The organism is Desulfosoma sp., assembly GCF_052743555.1.
Map to the genome: position 1 here is coordinate 50,112 of NZ_JBRAHS010000004.1, position 21,672 is coordinate 71,783.

The following is a 21,672-nucleotide window of genomic DNA, read 5'->3' on the forward strand; positions in this document are numbered from 1 at the left end:
ACGCTGAGGGGAGGGTTGACAGGATCCGAATGCATTCGTTAAGGTAAATTCAATCACAAAGTTATGGGTCCGTGCCTTGTGCCGGAAACACGGCGGGGGAGGAAGCTGGTGGAGGGGCTCACCGAAGGGGAAAGGGGGTATCGTCTTTTCCAAAAGTCCGTCCAAAACGCCTCAGTTCTGTGTCTTCGCACGCGCCATCCCCACGGTTATACATCTCACATTCAAGGCTTAAAGATCCCTTCACCTCTTTGTGCATCTCCGCAAGGCTTTTGAGTGAACCACGAAAATCCGTAAACCCCAAAGGCCGCGAAAGGGGGTGATCGTCCATGGAAGTGTGGTAAGGGATCTCTGATCGGCCTCGTCCGTCCAGGGATTCGTGGTCAAGGTCCCCGAGGCTGCACAGAGATCGCGGAAAGCCATGGGCCGTTCCGTGCCATGTTTCTTTTACCAGAGGGGGTCAAGGATGAAGCTGTCGCGTCGAGATTTTTTGAAGATCTCAGGAGCGGCGACGGCGGGTTTGGCTCTGAGTGGCTGCACGACCATGGGATTTCAAAAGAAACCCGTGGAGGAGTAGGCCTGGAAGCTCAGGACCAAAGACGCCAAAGAAACGCCTTCCATCTGCTGCTATTGCGGCGTTGGTTGCCGCATTATTGGCCACACCGATCGACAAACGGGAAAAATCATTTACACGGAAGGCGATGCCGACCATCCCATCAATCAGGGTTCCCTGTGTGCCAAGGGTGCGTCGTCCTATCAACTGGCCATCAACGACAAAAGGATCAGCAAGGTCCTTTACCGAGCACCGTACAGCCACAAATGGGAAGAAAAATCGTGGGATTGGGCGTTAAAGGAAATCGCCGCTCGAGTCAAGGCGAGCCGGGATAAATCTTTTACACTCAAGAACGCCAAGGGCGAAGTGGTGAATCGCTGTGAGGGCATCGCTTCGGTGGGCAGCGCGGCCTTGGACAATGAAGAATGCTGGGCGTATCAGGCCATGCTGCGTGCCCTTGGACTGGTATACATCGAACACCAGGCCCGAATTTGACACAGCGCCACGGTAGCGGCTCTGGCAGAGTCGTTCGGACGCGGCGCGATGACGAATCATTGGATCGACCTCAAGAACAGCGACTGCATTCTCATCATGGGAAGCAACGCAGCGGAAAATCACCCCATTTCTTTCCGCTGGATCATGAAAGCCAGGGATCGAGGCGCCACGCTCATCCATGTAGACCCCCGCTTTACGCGAACCTCCGCCAAAGCGGATTTCTATGCGGGTCTGCGTTCCGGTACGGACATTGCCTTTTTGGGCGGCATGATCAATTATATTCTTTCCAAAGATCTCTACTTCAAGGACTATGTCGTTCATTACACCAATGCGAGCTTCATCGTCGGTCCCAAGTATCGGTTCAAGGACGGTTTGTTTTCAGGATTTGATCCCGCAACACGCAAGTATGACAAAAGCACGTGGGCCTTTGAAGTGGACGAAAACGGCGTACCCAAAAAAGACCCCTCTTTGAAACATCCTCGCTGTGTCTTCCAACTTTTAAAAAAACATTACTCTCGATACACCTTGGATAAGGTTTCAAAGGTCACCGGCACACCCAAAGAGGACTTGATCAAGGTTTATGAGCTTTACAGTGCGACGGGAAAACCGGACAAGGCCGGAACGATCATGTACGCCATGGGCTGGACGCAGCACACCGTGGGGGTGCAAAACATTCGCGCCATGGCCATAATTCAGCTTTTACTGGGCAACATCGGCATCGCCGGCGGCGGCGTAAATGCGCTGCGCGGCGAATCCAACGTGCAGGGTTCCACGGACCACGCTTTGCTCTTTCACATCTTGCCCGGTTACAACCCCGTCCCCAGTGGTTCGCTTCCGACCCTTGCCGATTACTTGAAGTAATTCACCCCCGTTTCTAAAGATCCTTTGAGCGCCAATTGGTGGCAAAACCGCCCCAAATATATGGTCAGTTTCCTCAAGGCCATGTTCGGGGATGCCGCGGAGGCTTCAAACGAGTTTGGTTACGCGTGGCTGCCCAAATTGGATGACGGCAAGGCATACAGCTGGCTGGATCTTTTCGATGCCATGTATCGTGGCCAATTCAGCGGCTTCTTTGCCTGGGGGCAAAACCCGGCGTGCAGCGGCGCCAATGCGGGCAAAAACCGGGAAGCCTTGAGCAAGCTGGACTGGTTGGTCAATGTCAACCTTTTTCAAAACGAGACGGCTTCTTTTTGGCAAGGACCCGGCATGGATCCCAAAAAGGTCAAAACGGAAGTCTTTCTCTTGCCATGTGCCGCTTTTATGGAAAAGGAAGGCTCCATCACCAATTCCGGCCGATGGGCGCAGTGGCGCTTCAAAGCCCAAGATCCTCCGGGTGAAGCCAAGCCGGACGGGGATATCATGGTTGAGCTCTTTGATGAAATCCGAAAGCTTTACGCCAAGGATGGAGGAGCTTTTCCCGATCCCATTCTTAAGCTCAAGTGGGATTACACCACCAACGGCCGTTTCGACGCTCACAAGGTGGCTCGCGCTATTAACGGGGAATTCACTAAGGACGTGACCATCGGGGACAAAACGTACAAAAAGGGCCAACTGGTCCCCTCTTTTGCGCTCCTCCAAGCAGATGGGTCCACCGCAAGCGGCAACTGGCTCTATTGCCAAAGCTACACGGATGCCGGCAACAACATGGCTCGGCGGGACAACAAGGATGCCAGCGGCATCGGCCTCTATGCCAACTGGGCGTGGTGCTGGCCACTCAATCGACGCATTTTGTACAATCGGGCTTCCGTGGATCTCATGGGCCGTCCTTGGAATCCTCAACGGCCCGTGATCAGTTTTGCCGGAGAAGTCAAAGAAGGCAAATATGTGTCGTCTAAATGGGTTGGCGATGTTCCCGACGGCGCCTGGTATCCCATGATGAACCCGGACGGCACCCCCCGGTCGGACACCAAGTATCCCTTCATCATGAAACCCGACGGATTTGCGGCCATCTTTGGACCGGGGCTTGCGGACGGTCCCTTCCCGGAGCATTATGAGGCCATTGAGTGCCCTGTGGAGAAGAACCTGTTCAGCGCCCAGTTCACCAACCCCGTCGCGCCGATTTATGGAACGGAAAAGGACATCTACAAGACGTGCGATCCTCTGTATCCTTTTGTGGCTACCACCTACCGTGTGACGGAACATTGGCAAACAGGGGTGCTCACTCGATGGTTGCCGTGGCTTTTGGAAGCGGAACCGCAGGTTTTTGTGGAAATAAGCGAACAGCTGGCCAAGCTTCGAGGGATCAAGAACGGCGAGACGGTCATTGTGGAATCCGCCCGAGGTTCCGTGGAGGCGGTGGCGATGGTGACCAAGCGTTTTCGGCCGTTCCTTGTCCATGGTCAGAAAATTCACCAGGTGGGGCTGCCGTGGCATTACGGATGGGTCTGGCCGCCGCAGGGAGGTGAGAGCGCCAACTTGCTCACGCCGTCCACAGGGGATCCCAACACCCGGATTCCGGAAACCAAGGCGTTTATGGTCAACGTCCGCAAGAAGGGAGCCTAGGCCATGGCAGGAATGAGCTTTTTCATCGACACGACCCGATGTACGGCCTGCCGTGGGTGCCAGATTGCGTGCAAGAACTGGAACCAAAACGGCGCCAGCATGACAAAGAACCTGGGAAGCCACCAGAATCCTCCAGACTTGGACGGGAACACCTTCAAACTGGTTCGGTTCAGTGAATCGGAGGTCAACGGCAAACCGGTCTGGTATTTCTTTGCCGATCAATGCCGCCACTGCCTGGAACCTCCATGTAAGGACGCCATAGCCGGGCATGTGGACGGCGGCGTGATTCATGACGAGGAAACCGGGGCGGTGGTTTATACGGACAAGAGCAAGGAAGCGCCCATCGATGATGTGCGGGGAGCTTGCCCGTATGATATTCCGCGGGCTCGGGAAGACGGTCGCATCGTCAAATGCACTATGTGTCTGGATCGAGTCAAAAACGGCTTGATTCCTGCGTGCGTCAAGATTTGTCCGACTGGAGCCATGAACTTCGGGGCACGGGAAAGCATGCTGGATCTGGCCCAAAAGCGCCTTGCGGATCTAAAAGCCAAATACCCCAAGGCGCAGCTTCTCAATCCCGAAGAAGTGCGTGTGATCTACCTGGTAGTGGATGATCCGGCCAAGTATCATAGCCATGCTGTGGCCAGTCTGGGCATGGGCATCGACCGCAAGTTGGCTCTGCGGCGGTTGTTCCGCCCGGCCAAGGTCATGGCGCGCGCGCTGACACTGGGTTAAAAGACCCACATGACGCCGCTCTTCAGCTTTTCCACATGAACCCTTGCCAGAGGGACGGGGCAGCCTGTCCCTCTTTTTTCCATGCAAAGGATGGTTGCATGCTTGCGGATGCGGAAACTCTCATGCGAAAGGCTGTAGCCCTTGCCCGCACTTCGAAGCCGGCCTACCAGGAGCTGTACGATTTTCTGGAAAGCCTTTACGCTGCGCAACTGAAGGTCAAACCCCGATGCAGGCTTTCCCTCAACCCTCTGGACAACGAAGCCGTTCGCCGTCAGTGGCAGGCGGGCCGCCCTTTGATGCGCTGATGGGAATTCCCTCTGGACATCGAAGCGGCGCAGGAGCTCTTAGAAGCAGTGGCACGGGCGGTGCCGGCGCACAATCAAGAACTGAGTGGCGCCTGTTCGGCCATTTCACAAGCTTTGGCCCGAAATCCTTCGACCAAAGACGCCGTTTGGGAAAGCTTTCTGCACCACGAATGGAACCCTTGGGAGGAATGGCTGGATATAACCGGGGTGGATCTTCCTTCCTTGCTTTTTGTGGCGCGCAGTTGTCTTCGGCCGAGCATCGAACGCGTGGCCGAAGAACAGCTTCAGACGGCCTGCCCCGATGATCATTGGAAAGCAGGGTACTGTCCGGTCTGTGGTTCCCTGCCTTCACTCATCAGCCTCGACGGAGATGGACGGCGACGGGCCCACTGTTCTTGGTGCGGAACACCGTGGCTGCTGGCCCGGTTTCAATGCCCCATCTGTGACAATCGCCACCATGAATCTTTGGGGTACCTCTACGCGGAACAAGAGCCGGGCTACCGGATCGACTACTGCATGAAGTGTCGCTACTACTTCAAAACCATCGACGCTCGAGAAAGGCTCTGGCCTCCTTGGATTCCCCTGGAAGAATGGACTACGCTTCACCTGGATTTGGTGGCCCAGCGCCAGGGCTGGAAAACTCCCCCTTCGCCGGCACCGGCTGTCTACGATGCCGATACAAGCGCCGTTCCGTCTTGACTCATCGGAACCTTGCCTTCATTATGAGCTAATAGGTGTTTTTGTCGAGGCGAGGAACACATGGTGAGCGCATAGCTCAAGGGACGACGATCTGATGGTCTGGTCGCGCCAATGGCTGACCCTGTACCGCCAAAAAGTCGGGCACGCTGCAAACATTCTTTCTCAAGTCCTTCAGGACGGCTGCCGCATCTTTGTGGGATCGGCGGCCGCCGAACCCCAGCATTTGGTCCGGACCTTGGTGGAAATGTTGCCCCGGTATCGCGATGTGGAAATCTTTCAGGCTCTTTCCATGGGGGCTTTGCCAGAAGAATGGTCCGATCTTTCCAAGCACGCTCGATTACGTACCTTTTTCCTTGGCCCGAAAAGCCGTAAGGCGGCCAATTCGGGACTGGCGGACTACATCCCCCTTTATTTCAGCCAAGTGCCCAAGCTGCTTCGGGAAGAGAGCGCTCTGGGCCGGGATGTCAGCCTCGTGCAGGTGTCTCCCCCCGACGATCATGGTTTCTGCTCCTTAGGAATCGGTGTGGATATTGCCAAAATCGCCGCCGAACATTCCCAGGTGGTCATCGCCCAAGTGAATCCTCGCATGCCTCGAACCTTGGGGGACAGCTTTTTGCATGTGAATCGTATTCAACACTTCGTGGAATACGAGGAACCCCTTTTGGAAATGACCTTTGGAGAAAAGAGCGCCATGGCGGAACGCATGGCCCGCTATGTCTCCAGCCTGATCGAAGACGGCGCCACTCTTCAGGTGGGCTTGGGACGCATCACCAATGCGGTGCTTCGGCACCTTGTGGACAAGAACGACTTGGGCGTGCATTCGGAAATGATCACCGACGCCCATATGGAACTCATCCACAAAGGCATTCTTACAGGGCGTCGAAAATCCCTTCACCGCGGCAAAATCATCACCAGCTTTTGTGTGGGATCGCGGCGACTCTACGATTTCGTGCACAATAACCCTCAGGTGGAATTCCACCCCATTGACTATGTCAACGACAGCCGCGTGATCAGCCAGAATGAGCGCATGACGGCCATCAATTCCGCCCTGGAAATCGATCTCACAGGACAGGTCTGCGCCGATTCCATCGGCCAAAGAATCTACAGCGGCATCGGAGGCTACGTGGATTTCATGCTGGGCGCCTCAAGAGCGCCGCGGGGAAAGACCATCATTGTTTTGCCCTCCACCAGTCCGGACGGGAGAAAGTCGCGCATCGTCAGTCGCCTGACCGACGGGGCCGGCGTGGTGAGTTCGCGCAGTGCGGTTCAATATGTGGTCACCGAATTCGGCATCGCTTCCCTTCACGGAAAAACCATTCGAGAAAGAGCGCTGGCGCTCATCAATATTGCTCATCCCAAATTCCGGGAAAGGCTCTTGGAAGAGGCCAAGCAGCTTCGCTACGTGTATCAGGATCAAATTCTGCCGCCCATCTTTGAACCCCTTTATCCCGGGCAGTGGGAAACGCACCAAATTTTTCCGGAAAACCAAAAAGTCTTTTTCAGACCTATCAAGCCCACCGATGAGCGGGCTCTTCAAGAATTTTTCTATTCCCTTCCGGACCAGGATATTTATTACCGGTTTCTTTCGGCCATGCGCGTCTTTCCCCATCGAGACACGCAGGCCATGTGCAATATCGATTACGAACAGGAAATGGCCATCGTGGGGGTCATCGGAGAAATCGGCGCCGAGACGATCATCGGCATGGGCCGTTATATTCTGGACCAAAGGACCAACGTGGCCGAAGTGGACTTTGCCGTGCGCGCGGAATGGCAGCGCAAAGGTATCGGCACCTTTCTGCTTCACTATTTGTGTGAAATTGCCAAGGCCAAAGGCATTACCGGTTTAACAGCCTACGTGTTGGCGTCCAACAGAAAGATGCTTTCGGTTTTTCATAAAGTCGGCTATGTGGTGCACAGCTCTCTGGAAGACGGTATTTATGAAATTTCCTTCCGCTTTGACCAGCCGTCCCAGGTCTGCTTGACGGAAAGCAGTGAGTCCCCATCGGAGGAATCCTCAGTTCCATGAGTTGGTTGCGTACCGCCCCGGGATCATCCAGACTGCCGCCCTCGAACCATTCCGCAACCCTGAGAGGCCCCGTGGACCCTCGACATCTCGCCTTTGACATCGACGGCGTGGTCGCGGACACGATGCAGGTCTTTGTGGACTTGGCTCGAGAACGCTTCGGACTGTCTGATCTCACCAAGGAGCATCTCACCTGCTACGATCTGCGCCGCTGCGTGGCAGCTCCTACTCATGTCATTGACGAACTCATCTGCCTGACGCTGGACGACGAACACACCGCCAAGATCCCCGCCATGGACGGTGCCGCTGAAGTGCTGGAGCAACTGGCCCAGTGGGGCCCCTTGCGCTTCGTCACGGCCCGCGTGTGGCCCGAGTCCATCGAACGCTGGTTACACGCTCTGCTTCCCCGCATTGATCGTCGCGCCATCACTGTGATTGCCACGGGAGATCCCGAACGCAAACACGCCATTTTGCATGAGCTCAAGGTGCACCATTTCGTGGAAGACCGCCTGGAAACCTGCCACCTTCTGGCTCAAAACGGCATTCAGCCCATCCTTTTTGACCAGCCGTGGAATCGAATGCCGGCTCCCTTTCCAAGGGTCTTCACATGGAAGGAACTGAGCAACCTTTTGCATCTCAATCCCATCGAACCCCGAGTCTTTGACGCATCGCCTGCAAGCCTGCTCGAAGGGTGAATGCCATGCTCAAACGCGTCCCTCACCAGCCCTCTTTGCAGATCAAGGCAGACCGAGAGGGTTTTGTGCTCGTCGTGCCTGCCGAAGTGTCCCTGGAGGATTTGCTGGCCGAATTGCGAAAAAGGGTGATGGAATCCCGGGGCTTTTTTCAAAAAGCTCGAATGACTTTGGACCTAAGTGTGCGCGATTTTCATGTGGACGAGGTGCAGGTCATTCGAACCCTGTTGGAGGATGTGGGAGGCATCCAGCTACATGGAATCCGCTTGGGGAAGAACCTGCAACCCTTTCTCTCATGGGTGTCGGGGCTGCTGGGCATTTCCGTCAAGGTGATGGAGAGCAATGAGGAAAGGGGAGAGCTTTGGAGGGAAAAGGAGGGGAAGCTTCGGGAGGAGACCGATGCAGGGGACGCGCCTTTGGTCGTGCGTCAGACGTGTCGGTCGGGAACGCGCATCGAATCACCCGCCGAACTGATCATCCTGGGCGACGTCAATCCAGGAGCCGAAATCCTGGCCGTACGGGACATCATTGTCTTCGGCACTTTGCGGGGCATTGCCCATGCCGGAATTTACGGGGATCGATCCGCCAAGATCTGGGGGCTGGACATTGAACCTCAGCAGTTGCGCATCGCCGATGTCGTGGCGCTCCCTCCTCGAGAACGAACCATGAAACCCAAGCGCTACGAAGTGGCGGAAATTCAGGGGGACCGTATTCAGGTGACCCGTTTTTAGTCTCGTCATCAGCACGGTCAAGGAAGGATAAACCATGGCAGGACAAACACTGGTTGTCACATCAGGAAAAGGAGGCGTCGGCAAGACCACGACCGTCGCCAATCTGGGGACGGCCCTGGCGAAAAAGGGCTACAAGGTGGTGCTCATCGATGCGGACATCGGTCTGCGCAACCTGGACGTGGTCATGGGGTTGGAAAACCGCATCGTCTACAACCTCGTGGACATTGTGGAAGGCAAATGCCGCATCGAGCAGGCCATGATTCGAGACCGTAAACTAAAGACTCTCTACATTATTCCCGCGGCGCAGACTCGGGAAAAAGACGCCGTCACCCCGGATCAGATGAAAGCCTTGTGTGAACAGTTGGCCGCAGAAAATGACTACGTCATCATCGACTGTCCCGCAGGGATCGAACGCGGTTTCAAGAACGCGGTGGCCGGAGCCCAAAAGGCCTTGGTGGTGACCACGCCTGAAGTGTCCGCCATTCGAGATGCCGATCGCGTCATCGGCCTTCTGGAAGCCCATATGCTCAAAGACATTCATCTGATCATCAATCGCTTGAACCCAAAGATGGTGAAAAAAGGGGACATGATGTCCACGGCGGATATCGTCTCCTTGCTGTCCATTCCGCTCATCGGCGTCGTACCCGAAAGCAGCGAAGTGGTCGTTTCCACCAACAGGGGTGTGCCGCTGGTGCATGAACGAGGCAGCCGAGCCGGGCAGGCTTTTCAAAAGATTGCTGCACGGCTAAACGGCGAAAACATTCCCCTGGATGACGAAGAGGAGAACGGTTTTTTGAGCCGATTCAAGCGGATTTTCGGCAGCTGAAAGGAGTTGTTGTCATGCTCAAAGCAATCCAGAATTTCTTCCAGCAAAGAGGAAGTGCCGACACGGCCAAGAAACGCCTGGGCGTGGTCCTCATGCACGACAGGCTCGACATTTCTCCGCAACTCATGGAAGCCATCAAGAACGACATCATCGATGTCCTGTCACGATACATGGAAATCGACCGTGGAACCATCAAGGTGGATTTTGAAAAGGGCAAGGACTATACGGCGCTCATTTCCAATGTGCATATCAAACGCGTTTATCGCAATGCGGCCGCCATGTGAACCGTAAGGTTCAGGAACGTCGTGGCACACCGCTCTTTTAAGGCTTCACACGCTAAGGATAAAAACTCATGCCTTTGCTCGTGCTCTTGGCAGCCACACTGCGACACCATGTTCCCGACTACGATCCCATGACGGGCCTGAGCGTGACCGTGCCGGCGGGAACCACCGTGAAAGGCCTGGTGGAGCTGTTGCGGCTGCCTGCGGAAGATGTCAAGTTGATCATGGTCAACGGTGTCGCGGCCTCTTGGACCACGGTCCTTCAGGGAGACGAGCGGGTGGCCTTATTCCCGTCCGTGGGCGGCGGCTGAGCGTCGAACAGCCCCAAGGCCTGAAGCCATGCGCGGGCTTCCCGTTCCAGAAGCGCGTAAAACCTTTCGCTCCCGCCAAGGCCTTTGCGGCCGAAGTAGTAGTTGATCTCCAAGAACAGAGGTGGGGGTCCGGGGTGAAGTGTTCTGTCCGGAAACAAAAGATCTAAGCCGGCCAGGTTGATTCCCGTGCGCCGGCACAGGAAGCGCACCCATGCACGGCCTTCCTCCTGCATATCCGGATCGCTTTTCCCATCGATGACGGCCCCACGGGAAGTATTATGTAAGAAATTTGTCGGGTCCCTTTGAACCTTCCAGTAACTGATCACCGTGCCTCCGATCACGACAACCCGCAGGTCTCGGCCGTCGTTTTCCACAAACGGCTGCACCACAAAGCCGCCAAACCCACTGCGCTCCATACCCTCAAAGATCGTCAACGGTTTGCATACTTCTTGGGCGCTTTCGACCTTGAAAACCAAGGAACCTTCCCCGCCGTAGGCACTCTTGAGGACCACAGGATAGCGAAGGTCGTTCCAAAAAGAGGCCGGACAGTGCTTGACGGAATGGAAAACGTGACTCACGGGATGGGGAAGCCCAAGAGCGCGAAAGAGGCGAATATCCCCGATTTTTCCGGGATACAAGAACCGCATGCGATAATTCGGAAAGACATGGCGGCAATGTCTCACCGCCATGCGGTACAGGGATTCCGAACATCCCTGAGGCAGAAGGATAGCGGCGGCACGTTGCATCCATCGCCGATCTTCCTCATCGGGTTCACGACCGGCACACAACCGATTCACATCCCCTGGAATCACTGGATGATACGAAAGGATCATGCCTGTGGCCTTTTCATGCATCGCTTTCCTTGTCGTCCTGCCTTATGTGACGCCGAAGGGCTTCCGCGGTCAGGGAATCCCGGGCGTCGTGCAGCATCTGCTCGGGTGTTCCGCTGAACACCACGCGCCCTCCATGGTCTCCGCTGCCCGGTCCCAGATCCACCACATAATCGCACGCCGCCACCACATCCATATTGTGTTCGATGACCACGACGGTGTGGCCCTGCACGGTGAGGGCTCGAAGCACGCCCAGGAGCTTGCCGATGTCGGCCCGATGTAGCCCGGTGGTGGGCTCATCCAACAGATAGAGCGTGTGGACGCGGTGATTGGTCAATTCCGCCGCCAGTTTGATACGCTGGGCTTCCCCTCCGGAAAGGGTCGGACTGGGTTGTCCCAAGGTCAAATACCCCAGACCCAGATCGTCCAGCACCACCAGCGGTCGCACAATGGAAGGCACCGAAGAAAAAAAATGACGGGCCTCGGCAATGGTCATGTGCAACACGTCGGCAATGGAAGCTCCGCGATACGCTATGCCAAGAGTTTCCCGATTGAAACGCTTTCCACCACAGGCCTCACAGGGCACGGTCACGTCTGGAAGAAAACTCATGGCCACACGAACGCGCCCCTGCCCTCGGCACACTTCACAGCGCCCTCCTTTGACATTGAACGAAAACCGCCCCGGCCCAAATCCCCGCACCCGGCTTTCCGGCACGGTGGCAAAGAGCTTGCGGATCTCATCCCATATGCCCACATAGGTGGCGGGCGTGGAGCGGGGTGTTCTGCCAATAGGCGTATGGTCCACCTCCACGAGGCGGCGCACCGGAGCACAACCTTCCAGATCGTTTAAGGGCACTGTGGCGTCAAGGTGTCCCTTGAGGCGCACGGCTTGGAGCGCCTCTTTGAGCACGTCATAGACGAGGGAGCTCTTGCCCGAGCCGGAAACCCCGGTCACGCACACAAAGGCTCCCAACGGGATTTGCACGTCGATGCTTTTGAGGTTGTTGGCACGGGCTCCTCGAAGCACAAGCCAGCCGTCGGGCCCAGGGATCGGGCGTTTGGGTTGCGAAAACCACTCGGCACAGGTGCGGCCGAACCACGTGCCGGTCAGCGTGTCCGGCCGGCGCACCAGATCCTGGAACGACCCTTGAGCCACCACTCGCCCCCCGCCGCTGCCCGCTTCGGGGCCCAATTCTACCACATGGTCCGCAGCCCGCAGCGTGTCCTCGTCATGTTCCACCACGAGGACCGTGTTCCCCTTGTCGGTTAAGGCTCGAAGATTTTTCAACAGCTTGCGATGATCCGCGGGATGCAACCCGATGGTGGGTTCATCGAGAATATAGCAGACGCCGCGAAGGTTGGATCCCAGCTGGGCGGCCAACCGAATGCGCTGAGCTTCCCCTCCGGAAAGGGTCTCACCGGATCGGTTGAGTGTCAGATAATCCAAGCCCACGTTCATGAGAAAGCCCACTCTTTCGATCATCTCCCTGGATATCGGTTCAGCAACGGCCCGTTCGGCGCCTTCAAAGGGCAGCCGGCTCCATGTTTCTTGAAAGGCCCACAGAGGCAGCTCGGCGAGTTCGGTGATGGAATAGCCTTTGAGGCGCACCGCCCGCGCTTGCGCGCTGAGGCGTGCGCCATGGCATTCCGGGCATGGTCGCCCGCCGTCGAGGCCGGTGCCGTCGCATTGCAGACACATGCCGTGACGGCTGTTAAAAGAGAAAAGACGAGGATCCAAAGGGGCATAACTCTTTTCGCATCGGGGGCACATCACATGCTGGCTGAAGAACAGATCCTCGGTTCCCGAAACGACCACCGTGCCTCCCCCCAGTTTGAGCGCTTGGTGAATCTGTCTTTGCCAAGAACGTTCGTGCAACGCGCCCCCGGCCTCTGTATCCAATACCACAACCTCAATGTCGTGCTCTCGATGTCGCGCCACAGATGGTAGAGGCACCAGAGAATGCAACACGCCGTCGATACGGACACGATCAAAGCCCATGGAGCTCAATCGAAGAAAGAGGTCCTTGTAAATCCCCTTGCGCCCCCGCACTAAAGGGGCCAACAGGCGCCCGCCCCTTTCGCGCAAAGCGCTGTCCACCAGATGCACGATGGTTTCAGGATTCATGGCCTTGAGAGGCATGCCGCACTGAGGACAGTGTTGGTGCCCCAAGCGCGCAAAGGCCAGTCGAAGGAAATGGTAAATTTCCGTGATGGTCCCCACGGTGGATTTTCGCCCTAATTGAGACGCTCTCTGCTCAATAGCCACCGTGGGGGGAAGCCCAAAAATCTGATCCACGTCGGGTTTTTCCAGAATCTTGAAATATTGACGCACAAAGGTGGACAAACACTCCAGGTACCGCCTCTGCCCCTCGGCAAAGAGAATGTCAAAAGCCAAGGATGATTTTCCAGAACCGCTGAGTCCGGTAAAGGCGGTCATGTGCTGTAGGGGCAGATGCAGCTCTTGGATGTTGAGATTATGCTCCCGGGCGCCTCGAAGGATAATGTGCGAGGGCTTTTCCACGAGTCGCGGCGTGGGGTTCGAGCGATTTTCGTCACAAGCCGCTCGGAGCGTGGGGACGTCGCTGTGCGCGAAATATCGGTTTTTCAGATACCGCCCGGTATGACTGCCGTGATGCGCCGCCACCTCTTCCGGCGTCCCGCAAACCACCAAGCGTCCCCCTTCATCCCCACCTTCGGGCCCCAAGTCGATAATCCAGTCACAGGCGCCCAACAACTCCAGGTTGTGCTCCACAACCAACACCGTATGCCCTTCATCCACCAACCGGTTTAATATGGCGATGAGTTTTTGCAGATCATGGGGATGGAGGCCCACCGTGGGCTCATCCAGGATAAAAAAGATGCCCTTGTGTCCCACCATGGACCGCTGTGGTCCCAGGTAGCGGAGCAGTTTCACGCGTTGCGCTTCGCCTCCCGACAACATGGTCAAGGGTTGGCCAAGCCTTAGGTAGTCCAAACCGATGGCCACCACCGGCTCCAAAGCCTTTCGAACAGGCTCGACATCGCCAAAGACCTCCAGGATTTCGCGAGCTGTTTTTTCCAGGATATCGGCGATGGACAAGCCCCTCAGCCGCACGTGCAACACCTCGGGGCGGAAACGTCGCCCGTCACAGGCCGGACAACGCACGTAGACATCGGCGAGGAATTGCATCTCGATCTTGACAAACCCTTCGCCTTTACAGTGATCGCAGCGCCCTCCGGGAACGTTGAAAGAAAAATGGCCTTCCCCGAATCCTCGAAGACGGGCTTCAGGCGTGGCCGCAAACAGCTTTCTCAAGGAATCCAAGACCCTGGTGTAAGTGAGCAGATTGGCCCGCGGCGTCCGCCCGACAGGGCGTTGATCCACAAGAACCATGTCGGCAATGGCGTCGATCCCCTCGATGGTCTCCATGCGGCCCGGGGGGTCTCCGGGCAGACCTCGAAGGCGGCGCCAGCCGTTGTAGAGTGTGGTTTCAACGAGCGTGCTCTTGCCGGAACCGGATACCCCGCTCACGCCGATCAGGCATCCCAGAGGAAAGGACACGGTGAGGTCCTTCAGGTTGTTTTCCCTTGCGCCCCTGACTGTGATCGCCCTGAAAAGCCTTGGCCGGGGGCGCCGCTTGGCACGGCTATTGGCGGCTGTCGGTGTCCGATAAAGATAGTGTCCGGTCAGGCTTTGGGGTACGTGAGCGAGGCCTTGAGGAGGGCCCATGTAGAGCACTTGGCCGCCCTGATCCCCTCCCAGTGGCCCCATGTCAATGACCACATCGGCCATGCGCAGGATGTCCGGATCGTGTTCCACCAGGACCACCGTGTTGCCCAGGGAAACAAGTCGGCGCAACGGACCCATCAGCCGCTCTTGATCCCGAGCGTGCAGTCCGACACTGGGCTCGTCCAGCACATACAGGACGTGGGTCAGGGCGGAACCTAAGGCTCGCGTCAAATGGACCCTTTGCACCTCGCCGCCCGAAAGGGTGCGGGACTGGCGGTCCAGGGTGAGGTAGTCCAGGCCCACATCCACAAGGAACTGCAGCCGGTTGCGGATTTCCTGGACAAGCAGGGCTTCCGCGGAGTCTTTTCGGCACGTGTTTTCCAAGGCCTGAAAAAAGGACAGACTGCGTTTCACAGGCCAGGCGCACAGTTCATGAATGGCCACGCCACGAAGCCGATACAACCGCGCGGCTTCTCCATACCGAGTTCCACCGCATCGAGGGCAGGGCACGTAGGCCCGGTACCGAGACAGAAACACCCGCACGTGCATCTTGTAGGTTTTCGATTCCAGCCATTGAAAAAATCCTCGAATGCCATAGAAGTCCTTATGGCCTTCAATGATCTTGCGACGATCGAGCTCGCGCAGATCCTGAAAAGGGACGTCGACGGGAATGTTCTCTTTGTGGCAAAATTCCAAAAGTTCTGCGTATTCCATGCGGTCCGGCGTCCACGGACGAATGGCTCCCTGCCGCAAGGAAAGCCGTGGATTTGGAATCACCAGATCCATATCCACATCAATGATGCGCCCAAAGCCTCGACATTGCGGACACGCCCCTAAAGGGCTGTTGAATGAAAAAAGATTCGGCGACGGCGCTTCCACGCTCACGCCGCACCGAGCACACTTCAGATCTTGGGAGAATCGCCACGTTTCGCCGTCCAACACCCCGACGACGGCTTCCCCGCGGCCCATCATAAAGGCGGTGCGAAGGGAATCTTTCACACGGGCCGGTTCCGCTTTGGACCAGGCCAGGCGGTCCACGACCACCAAAATCTCTTGTGCACTGCGTCGGGCGATCTCTTCCCGGGACAAAGCCTCAAGGTCCAGCACTTTGCCTGAGTCAAAGAGGCGTAGAAACCCCTGAGACACCAGCTCCTGAACCCACTTTTTCCCCGCCGGGCGATAGGGAAAAGCCACAAGCACGCGTGCATGGGGCGGGAGATGCTCCAGCCGTTGAAAAACCGTTTCGGAATCCGCTGGATGAATCTCGGCGCCGCATGTAGGACAGTTGGGGACGGCCATCAAGGCGTAAAGGTACTTCAAATGATCGGTGATTTCCGTCATGGTGCCGACGGAAGAGCGGGAACTGCGCACGGTGACGGCCGATTCGATGGCAATGGATGGCGGAATGCCATCAATGACATCCGCGTCGGGCCGATCCATCCTTTCCAGAAATTGCCTTGCGTAAGGGCAAAAGGTTTCCACATACCGCCGCTGTCCTTCGGCATACAACGTGTGCAGGGCAAGGCTGGATTTCCCCGATCCGCTCACGCCGCTCACGGCAATGAGACGGTACAAAGGAATATCAAGATGCACATTTTTAAGGTTGTGCTGGCGCACGCCGCGCAAGCGAATGGCAGCGGTTTCTTCAGCTAACGGTTTCTTGTTCATGGGTCTTTCTGTGCCGAATCTCACCCTCACGCGGGGGTGTCGCTCGGTTGTCCGAACGCCTTTCTGAGGGTGATGCGAACGATTTCGCCATGGGTTTGAAATCGCACGGGAGAACCGGAAACACCCACGCCCGCACTCGTATAACCGACCATGCCTTGATATTTCCAGAGCCCCTGGACCAGGGAGCGCGGGGAGCGGCTGTGGGTGAACAGAGGGCCGATGCGAGGAATCTGAATCTGGCCGGCGTGGGTATGGCCGCACAGATATAAACGAACGCCATAACGAGCAGCCTGATGGGCGATTTCCGGAGAATGCACCAAAAGAATGACAAAGGAGTTGGAAGGGACGTCACTCAAGGCTTCCGGCAGATCGTCGGCGCGATAATAATGGGGGTCATCAACGCCGACAACGCACAGACAACTCGAACCCCGCTGCAGACAGTGGGCTTCGTTGACGAGGAAACGTATCCCATCGTCTTTGAGGGCGGTCACCATTTCCGGACAGTCGTGATTGCCCAGAACCGCCAGCACCCCATCGCGAGCGCGAATGTGCGGTACGAGGCGCTTCAGGCGCCGAACGGCTTCGTCGCTCGGCCCGTAATTTTCCATGCGGTAATCCCCACCTAAAAGGCAGAGGTCCACAGGCTCATCAGCCAACAGCCCCTGAAGCCGCTCCAGCAGGCCGTCCAAGCCATCCAGGTGCAGATCGGTCATGAGTAGCACTTCATAGCCCTCAAAGGCCTCGGGAAGATTCGAAAACGTCAAGGTCAGGCGCCGTGTTTGTATGTTCAAGGCATTGCCTTTACCGGGTTCCAGGAGCCCCAGCCAGTGAAACACCCTGTTCATGATCAGGCGGTACAGGACCACGTCTTCAAAATGAAACATGTCCGCCCAGGGTGCGGACCGAATCTGGCAACTGGTGAGTTCTCGAAAGCGAACACGCGTCTTCACCGGTCTGGGATAGCCTTCAAAAGGTTGCTGCAAGAAAATCTTTTTGAAAAAATGGGATCCTGCGTAAGCGCCAACACAAAAAATGACAAGGAGGCTCAGCAGCACGGCCGGATGGGTGCCCACGCGGGAAGAGAGCACCACGAGGGGAAACGCCCCTTCGAACACCTGGTCCAGGACGGGCACCGCACTGCCGCTGGGCAGATCCAACCGCCGCTTGATGAAGCTGGAAAAAAGATCCCCGGCCATGCTCAAAAGGGCGGCGGCGGCACCCACGAGCCAGGGAAAGCCCAGGAGCGGAGCAACCGCGCAGCCGGTGACCACGGCGCTCACCATGCCACGGATGGTCTTGTGCGGCCCAAAAAGAGGCTTACCATCCCAAAAGGGGCGGCCATGGTCCAGGGGTGTCGACCATCGCTGGTCCAAAAGAAACGCCAGCAATGGAGGTGCAAAGTTGACAAGCCACAAGAGCAGCAGAGCGCTCAAGAAAATCTGCATGGGCATGGCACGTGTCCTTGATGACAATGAAAATGGGAAAATATCATTCCAGGTATGATGCGATGTGTTCCAGGTCCGAGCGCGCGCCGCACGCCGTCGTCTTTCGCTGTCAGCCCTGGAACCGTTACAGTTTTCTGGCCCTGTTGGCTTGCTTGGAAGCCCAACCACAAAATCATCTTACACCGATTCTCTGGCTCAACACCAGGACGAAGGCCGAGGCCGTCAGCACGTTGCACAGATGGCTGGAAACCCACGATCGGCTCATGGTGGTCTATTCCTTCATGTCGCCCCAATGGCCGGAAACGGCTCAGGAAGTGCGCGCGCTTCAGCCCTTGAGGAAAGGGGGTCGCCTGATGCTGGCCGCCGGAGGGCCTCACCCTTCCGCGAGTCCGCGCTCAGTGCTTCGAGCCGGATTTGATGTGGTGTGCCGCGGCGATGGAGAACCGATTTTTCCGCAACTCGTCGGGCAATGGGCTCGTAAGGCTTCCCTGCACTTTATTCCCGGTCTGTATCTGGACACGCCCACCGGAGTGGTGTTTACAGGACAACCTTTGAAAGCGTTCCTGGAAGATGTTCCGGCACTACCTGTGGCTCACGGGAAGTTCGGGCCTATCGAAATTACCCGCGGTTGCCCCTATGGGTGCCGCTACTGTCAGACGCCCCGCCTCAAGGGGCGCAGCATACGCCACCGAAGCCCAAAGGCGATCTTTCGTGCCGTGGAAGCCATGGTCGAAGCGGGCCGCATGGATCTTCGCTTCATCTCCCCCAATGCCTTGGCATACGGTTCCCCCGATGGACGACGTCCCAACGCGGCGGCCCTGCAGGAGCTGCTCTCGGGCTTACGCCATCGTGTGTCCCATGCCGGACGTATCTTTTTCGGCACCTTTCCTTCGGAAGTCCGCCCCGAATGGGTTCAGCCGCACCTCATGGAATTGCTCGTTCGCTACGCCGACAACCGCCAAATCGTCATGGGAGCGCAAAGCGGAGATCCTCACATGCTCCAGCGGATGAATCGAGGCCACAGTGTGGAAGATGTGCGAAGAGCCTGCGCTGTGGCCAAGAGCTTCGGCATTCGGCCCGTGGTGGACTTCATTCTGGGTTTGCCCGACGAAACCTACGAGCAGATGTCCCGGTCGGTGGACTTTATGGAAGAACTGGCCGAAACGGGCGCAAGAATCCATGCGCACACCTTTATGCCTTTGCCCGGCTCTCCATGGGGAGTACGAAAACCCGAACCCATTCCGGACACCATTCAAGCCCGCATGGAAAGGCTGATCTCTCAAGGAAAACTCTTCGGCCAATGGAAAGCCCAGGCGCGGCTGGCCCTCCAAGCGCTTCGGGAAGCCAAGCGTTTTTTCCCTGGTCACAGCTTTTAGATTTTGATACTCATTCGGCTGACCTGAGGGTAATTCGGCTGACCTGAGGGTAGAGCCATGCTTCCCGCCCTGTTTTCTTGCACGTCCTCAACCCATGGAGGCCATCATGTGGGGCCTACCTACATGTTCATCCCCCTCGGCTTCTTCGAGCCCTGCTCTGCACGCCCCTTGCGCTGAGCCTCCTTGTGCTGACGCGCCCGTTCCCGATGCCGCGGACTCTTTCTCCTCTATGGCCTGTGACCAAATCATCAGCTAGCTTCAGGAAGCGCAAGGGGCCTCTCAGGAGATGCGCCGATACTTGGAGCACACGGCCGCCACAGGCCACCTGGTGGGCCCACCTGGCGCCTGGGGGAAGACTGGATCTGGACGTGAACATGGCTTCCGAAAAAGACGCCATGGGAAAAGCTTTGCAAAAGATGCTCACGAGTTTACGCGAGGCCGAGGAGGAAGTCATGAAGTATCGGCAGTCTCTTGAAAAACAAGTGCAGGAAAGAACCAGGGAGCTGGAGGAAAATCGGCATATGCTTCGGACCCTTCTTGGCAACCTTCAAGGGATGGCCTACCGCTGTCGCAACGACCCCTCCTGGACCATGGAATTTGTCAGCGAGGGAGTGATCGCCCTCACGGGGTATCATCCTGAAGATCTTATCGGCAATCAGACGTTAAGCTACGGCGACCTCATTCACCCCGATGACCGTGATGCCGTCTATGAAGCAGTGCAGGATTCTTTGTCACAGCGGGATCCCTTTATTTTGCATTATCGAATCCGCACCAAAGACAATGAAGAAAAATGGGTGTGGGAAAAAAGCTGTGGCATATGGTCCGAAGATGGAACCCTGGTGGCCCTGGAAGGTTTCATCACCGACATCACCGCCTTGAAGCGATTGCAACAAGAAAGGGAGCAGCTCATTGAAGAGCTTCAAAAAGCCCTTTCCGAGGTGAAAATCCTGAGCGGGCTTCTTCCCATCTGTAGTTCGTGCAAGAAGATTCGTAACGACCAGGGTTATTGGGAAAAGCTGGAAAACTATTTTCGAAAGCATAGCGACATTCTATTCACCCATGGCATATGCCCCGAATGCATGAAAAAATTGTACCCGGACGTTTATGAAAAGATGCAGAGGGAAAAGGCCTTAAGCGACACGTAAAAGGACCGAACCACGGCGGATTTCTGTCGACCCATCAAGCCCCGTGAAGAATCCAGGAGAAAAATCGGACTGGAAGGGAGGTGATGCGCTTCGGGCTGCACCCTCGGCTCGAGATTTCACAGCCATCGAGACCATCCAGAGTGGACAGAACGAAGAAAATGACGGCTTGTTCACGCAAAAGAAGGAGGAAATCCATGTTCAGGAAATCTTGGACGCTGATGCTTGGTTTGTTTATTGGCGCGGCATTTTTGAGCGCATGCGGCAGTATGCCCGTCCAGGTCGGGGATTCATCAGCCAAGACGGTGGCCACGGGAAGCGCCGGTGGAGCGACCAGCGCCAATGTGAACGCTTCCCTGGAGCGCTGTGGCCAGCCCCTGGGCACCATCGCGGTGGAGGAAGACCAAAACTCCGACTGGTACCACTACCTCACAGGCCAATACAAACTGACCTCCACGGTCCCTGTTCTCAGACTCTTGATTCAGCAATCCAATTGCTTCATCGTGGTGGATCGAGGCCGTGCCATGAAGACCATGATGGGAGAAAGAGCGCTGCAGCAGACGGGTGAACTGCGGGCCGGCAGCAATTTCGGTAAGGGCCAGATGGTGAGCGCGGACTATTCGCTGATCCCTGAAGTGATGATCAGCCAGAAAGGAACCGGCGGGGCCGGTGCCGCCCTAGGTGGCTTCGGCATTGGAGGCGCCGTTGCTGGGGCGATTTTAGGGGGTCTCAAGGCCAATGAGGCCGCTGTCATGCTCATGCTCGTGGACAACCGATCCGGCGTCCAGGTGGGGGCGGCCGAAGGCAGTTCCAAGAATTTCGATTGGGACTTAGGGGGAGCCATCTTTGGCGGCAGTGCCGGCGGCGCCTTGGGCGGCTATACGAATACGCCTCAAGGAAAGGTTATTGCCGGGGCCTTTATGGATGCCTACAACCAGTTGGTGCGCGTGGCCAAGGCTTACACGCCCCAAACCATGGGTGATCGCCAATTGGGCACGGGCGGCCGCCTGGGCGTGGAAGGAAGCAGCCAACCCGGCGGCTATCAAGGGGCCACACTGACCCTTAAGGAAGCCCAAAGAAAGCTTAATGCGTTGGGCTATGAAGCCGGAACACCGGATGGAAAAATGGGTCAGGCCACTCGGCAGGCTTTGATGAACTTTCAGGCCGACAAAGGCCTTCCTGTCACGGGACGCCTAGATGCCGCCACGGCGGCCGAATTGGCCAAGTGAGGAGATTTGCCGGAAACCCCTTTCATCAAACCGCCTGTCGTTTCTGCGGGTGCGGGAAGCGGCTGTAAGGTACGAAGGCCATGGGATTGAAAGAACACGAGTATGTTCGACAGACTTTGGAGC

15 protein-coding genes and 1 pseudogene are annotated in these 21,672 nt (G+C 56.9%); 13 read left to right on the forward strand and 3 right to left on the reverse strand.

From position 1 onward, the window contains the following. Positions 1 to 463: 463 nt before the first annotated feature. From fdnG to ACUVSA_RS03595, 10 genes and pseudogenes are all read left to right on the forward strand, one after another. Positions 464 to 3,547: pseudogene (gene fdnG / locus ACUVSA_RS03550) on the forward strand (formate dehydrogenase-N subunit alpha). 3 nt (positions 3,548 to 3,550) lie between these two features. Continuing rightward, positions 3,551 to 4,282, forward strand: a complete 732-nt coding sequence (locus ACUVSA_RS03555) for a 4Fe-4S dicluster domain-containing protein (protein WP_445893812.1) — start codon at positions 3,551 to 3,553, stop codon at positions 4,280 to 4,282. A 98-nt stretch (positions 4,283 to 4,380) separates the two neighbouring features. Further along, on the forward strand, positions 4,381 to 4,587 hold the full coding sequence (locus ACUVSA_RS03560; RefSeq protein WP_445893813.1) for a hypothetical protein: 207 nt from the start codon (positions 4,381 to 4,383) through the stop codon (positions 4,585 to 4,587). Between the two features lie 48 nt (positions 4,588 to 4,635). Further along, positions 4,636 to 5,286: a formate dehydrogenase accessory protein FdhE gene (locus ACUVSA_RS03565; protein ID WP_445893814.1), complete on the forward strand. Its 651-nt coding sequence runs from the start codon at positions 4,636 to 4,638 to the stop codon at positions 5,284 to 5,286. Between the two features lie 94 nt (positions 5,287 to 5,380). After that, positions 5,381 to 7,312, forward strand: a complete 1,932-nt coding sequence (locus ACUVSA_RS03570; protein ID WP_445893815.1) for a GNAT family N-acetyltransferase — start codon at positions 5,381 to 5,383, stop codon at positions 7,310 to 7,312. After that, positions 7,309 to 8,004 carry a 5' nucleotidase, NT5C type gene (locus tag ACUVSA_RS03575; RefSeq protein WP_445891966.1) on the forward strand — a complete coding sequence of 232 codons (696 nt, stop codon included), beginning with the start codon at positions 7,309 to 7,311 and terminating at the stop codon, positions 8,002 to 8,004. Before ACUVSA_RS03570 ends, ACUVSA_RS03575 begins: the two co-directional genes overlap by 4 nt. Positions 8,005 to 8,009: 5 nt before the next feature. Continuing rightward, positions 8,010 to 8,732 (forward strand): septum site-determining protein MinC, encoded by a 723-nt coding sequence (gene minC, locus ACUVSA_RS03580; RefSeq protein ID WP_445893816.1) that lies wholly within the window; start codon positions 8,010 to 8,012, stop codon positions 8,730 to 8,732. 34 nt (positions 8,733 to 8,766) lie between these two features. Continuing rightward, a complete protein-coding gene (minD, locus tag ACUVSA_RS03585; protein WP_445891964.1) occupies positions 8,767 to 9,558 on the forward strand; it encodes a septum site-determining protein MinD in 792 nt (263 codons plus the stop codon). Between the two features lie 14 nt (positions 9,559 to 9,572). Further along, positions 9,573 to 9,842, forward strand: a complete 270-nt coding sequence (gene minE / locus ACUVSA_RS03590) for a cell division topological specificity factor MinE (protein ID WP_445893817.1) — start codon at positions 9,573 to 9,575, stop codon at positions 9,840 to 9,842. 68 nt (positions 9,843 to 9,910) lie between these two features. Then, positions 9,911 to 10,150, forward strand: a complete 240-nt coding sequence (locus tag ACUVSA_RS03595; RefSeq protein WP_445891962.1) for a MoaD/ThiS family protein — start codon at positions 9,911 to 9,913, stop codon at positions 10,148 to 10,150. On the opposite strand, the gene ACUVSA_RS03600 is transcribed toward ACUVSA_RS03595, so the two are convergent. The 3 genes from ACUVSA_RS03600 to ACUVSA_RS03610 are packed head-to-tail and all read right to left on the reverse strand — an operon-like array spanning position 10,102 to position 17,808. After that, positions 10,102 to 11,004: an ATP-grasp domain-containing protein gene (locus ACUVSA_RS03600; RefSeq protein ID WP_445893818.1), complete on the reverse strand. Its 903-nt coding sequence runs from the start codon at positions 11,002 to 11,004 to the stop codon at positions 10,102 to 10,104. The genes ACUVSA_RS03595 and ACUVSA_RS03600 overlap by 49 nt on opposite strands. Further along, positions 10,997 to 16,357: an excinuclease ABC subunit UvrA gene (gene uvrA / locus ACUVSA_RS03605; protein WP_445893819.1), complete on the reverse strand. Its 5,361-nt coding sequence runs from the start codon at positions 16,355 to 16,357 to the stop codon at positions 10,997 to 10,999. Before uvrA ends, ACUVSA_RS03600 begins: the two co-directional genes overlap by 8 nt. 26 nt (positions 16,358 to 16,383) lie before the next feature. Beyond that, positions 16,384 to 17,808: a CDP-archaeol synthase gene (locus ACUVSA_RS03610; protein WP_445893820.1), complete on the reverse strand. Its 1,425-nt coding sequence runs from the start codon at positions 17,806 to 17,808 to the stop codon at positions 16,384 to 16,386. A 14-nt stretch (positions 17,809 to 17,822) separates the two neighbouring features. Between ACUVSA_RS03610 and ACUVSA_RS03615 the strand changes: the two genes are divergently transcribed. From ACUVSA_RS03615 to ACUVSA_RS03625, 3 genes are all read left to right on the forward strand, one after another. Then, positions 17,823 to 19,178, forward strand: a complete 1,356-nt coding sequence (locus ACUVSA_RS03615; protein WP_445893821.1) for a TIGR04013 family B12-binding domain/radical SAM domain-containing protein — start codon at positions 17,823 to 17,825, stop codon at positions 19,176 to 19,178. A 395-nt stretch (positions 19,179 to 19,573) separates the two neighbouring features. Further along, a complete protein-coding gene (locus ACUVSA_RS03620; RefSeq protein ID WP_445893822.1) occupies positions 19,574 to 20,323 on the forward strand; it encodes a PAS domain-containing protein in 750 nt (249 codons plus the stop codon). Positions 20,324 to 20,517: 194 nt separating this feature from the next. Next, positions 20,518 to 21,549 (forward strand): peptidoglycan-binding protein, encoded by a 1,032-nt coding sequence (locus ACUVSA_RS03625; protein WP_445893823.1) that lies wholly within the window; start codon positions 20,518 to 20,520, stop codon positions 21,547 to 21,549. Positions 21,550 to 21,672: the final 123 nt, after the last annotated feature.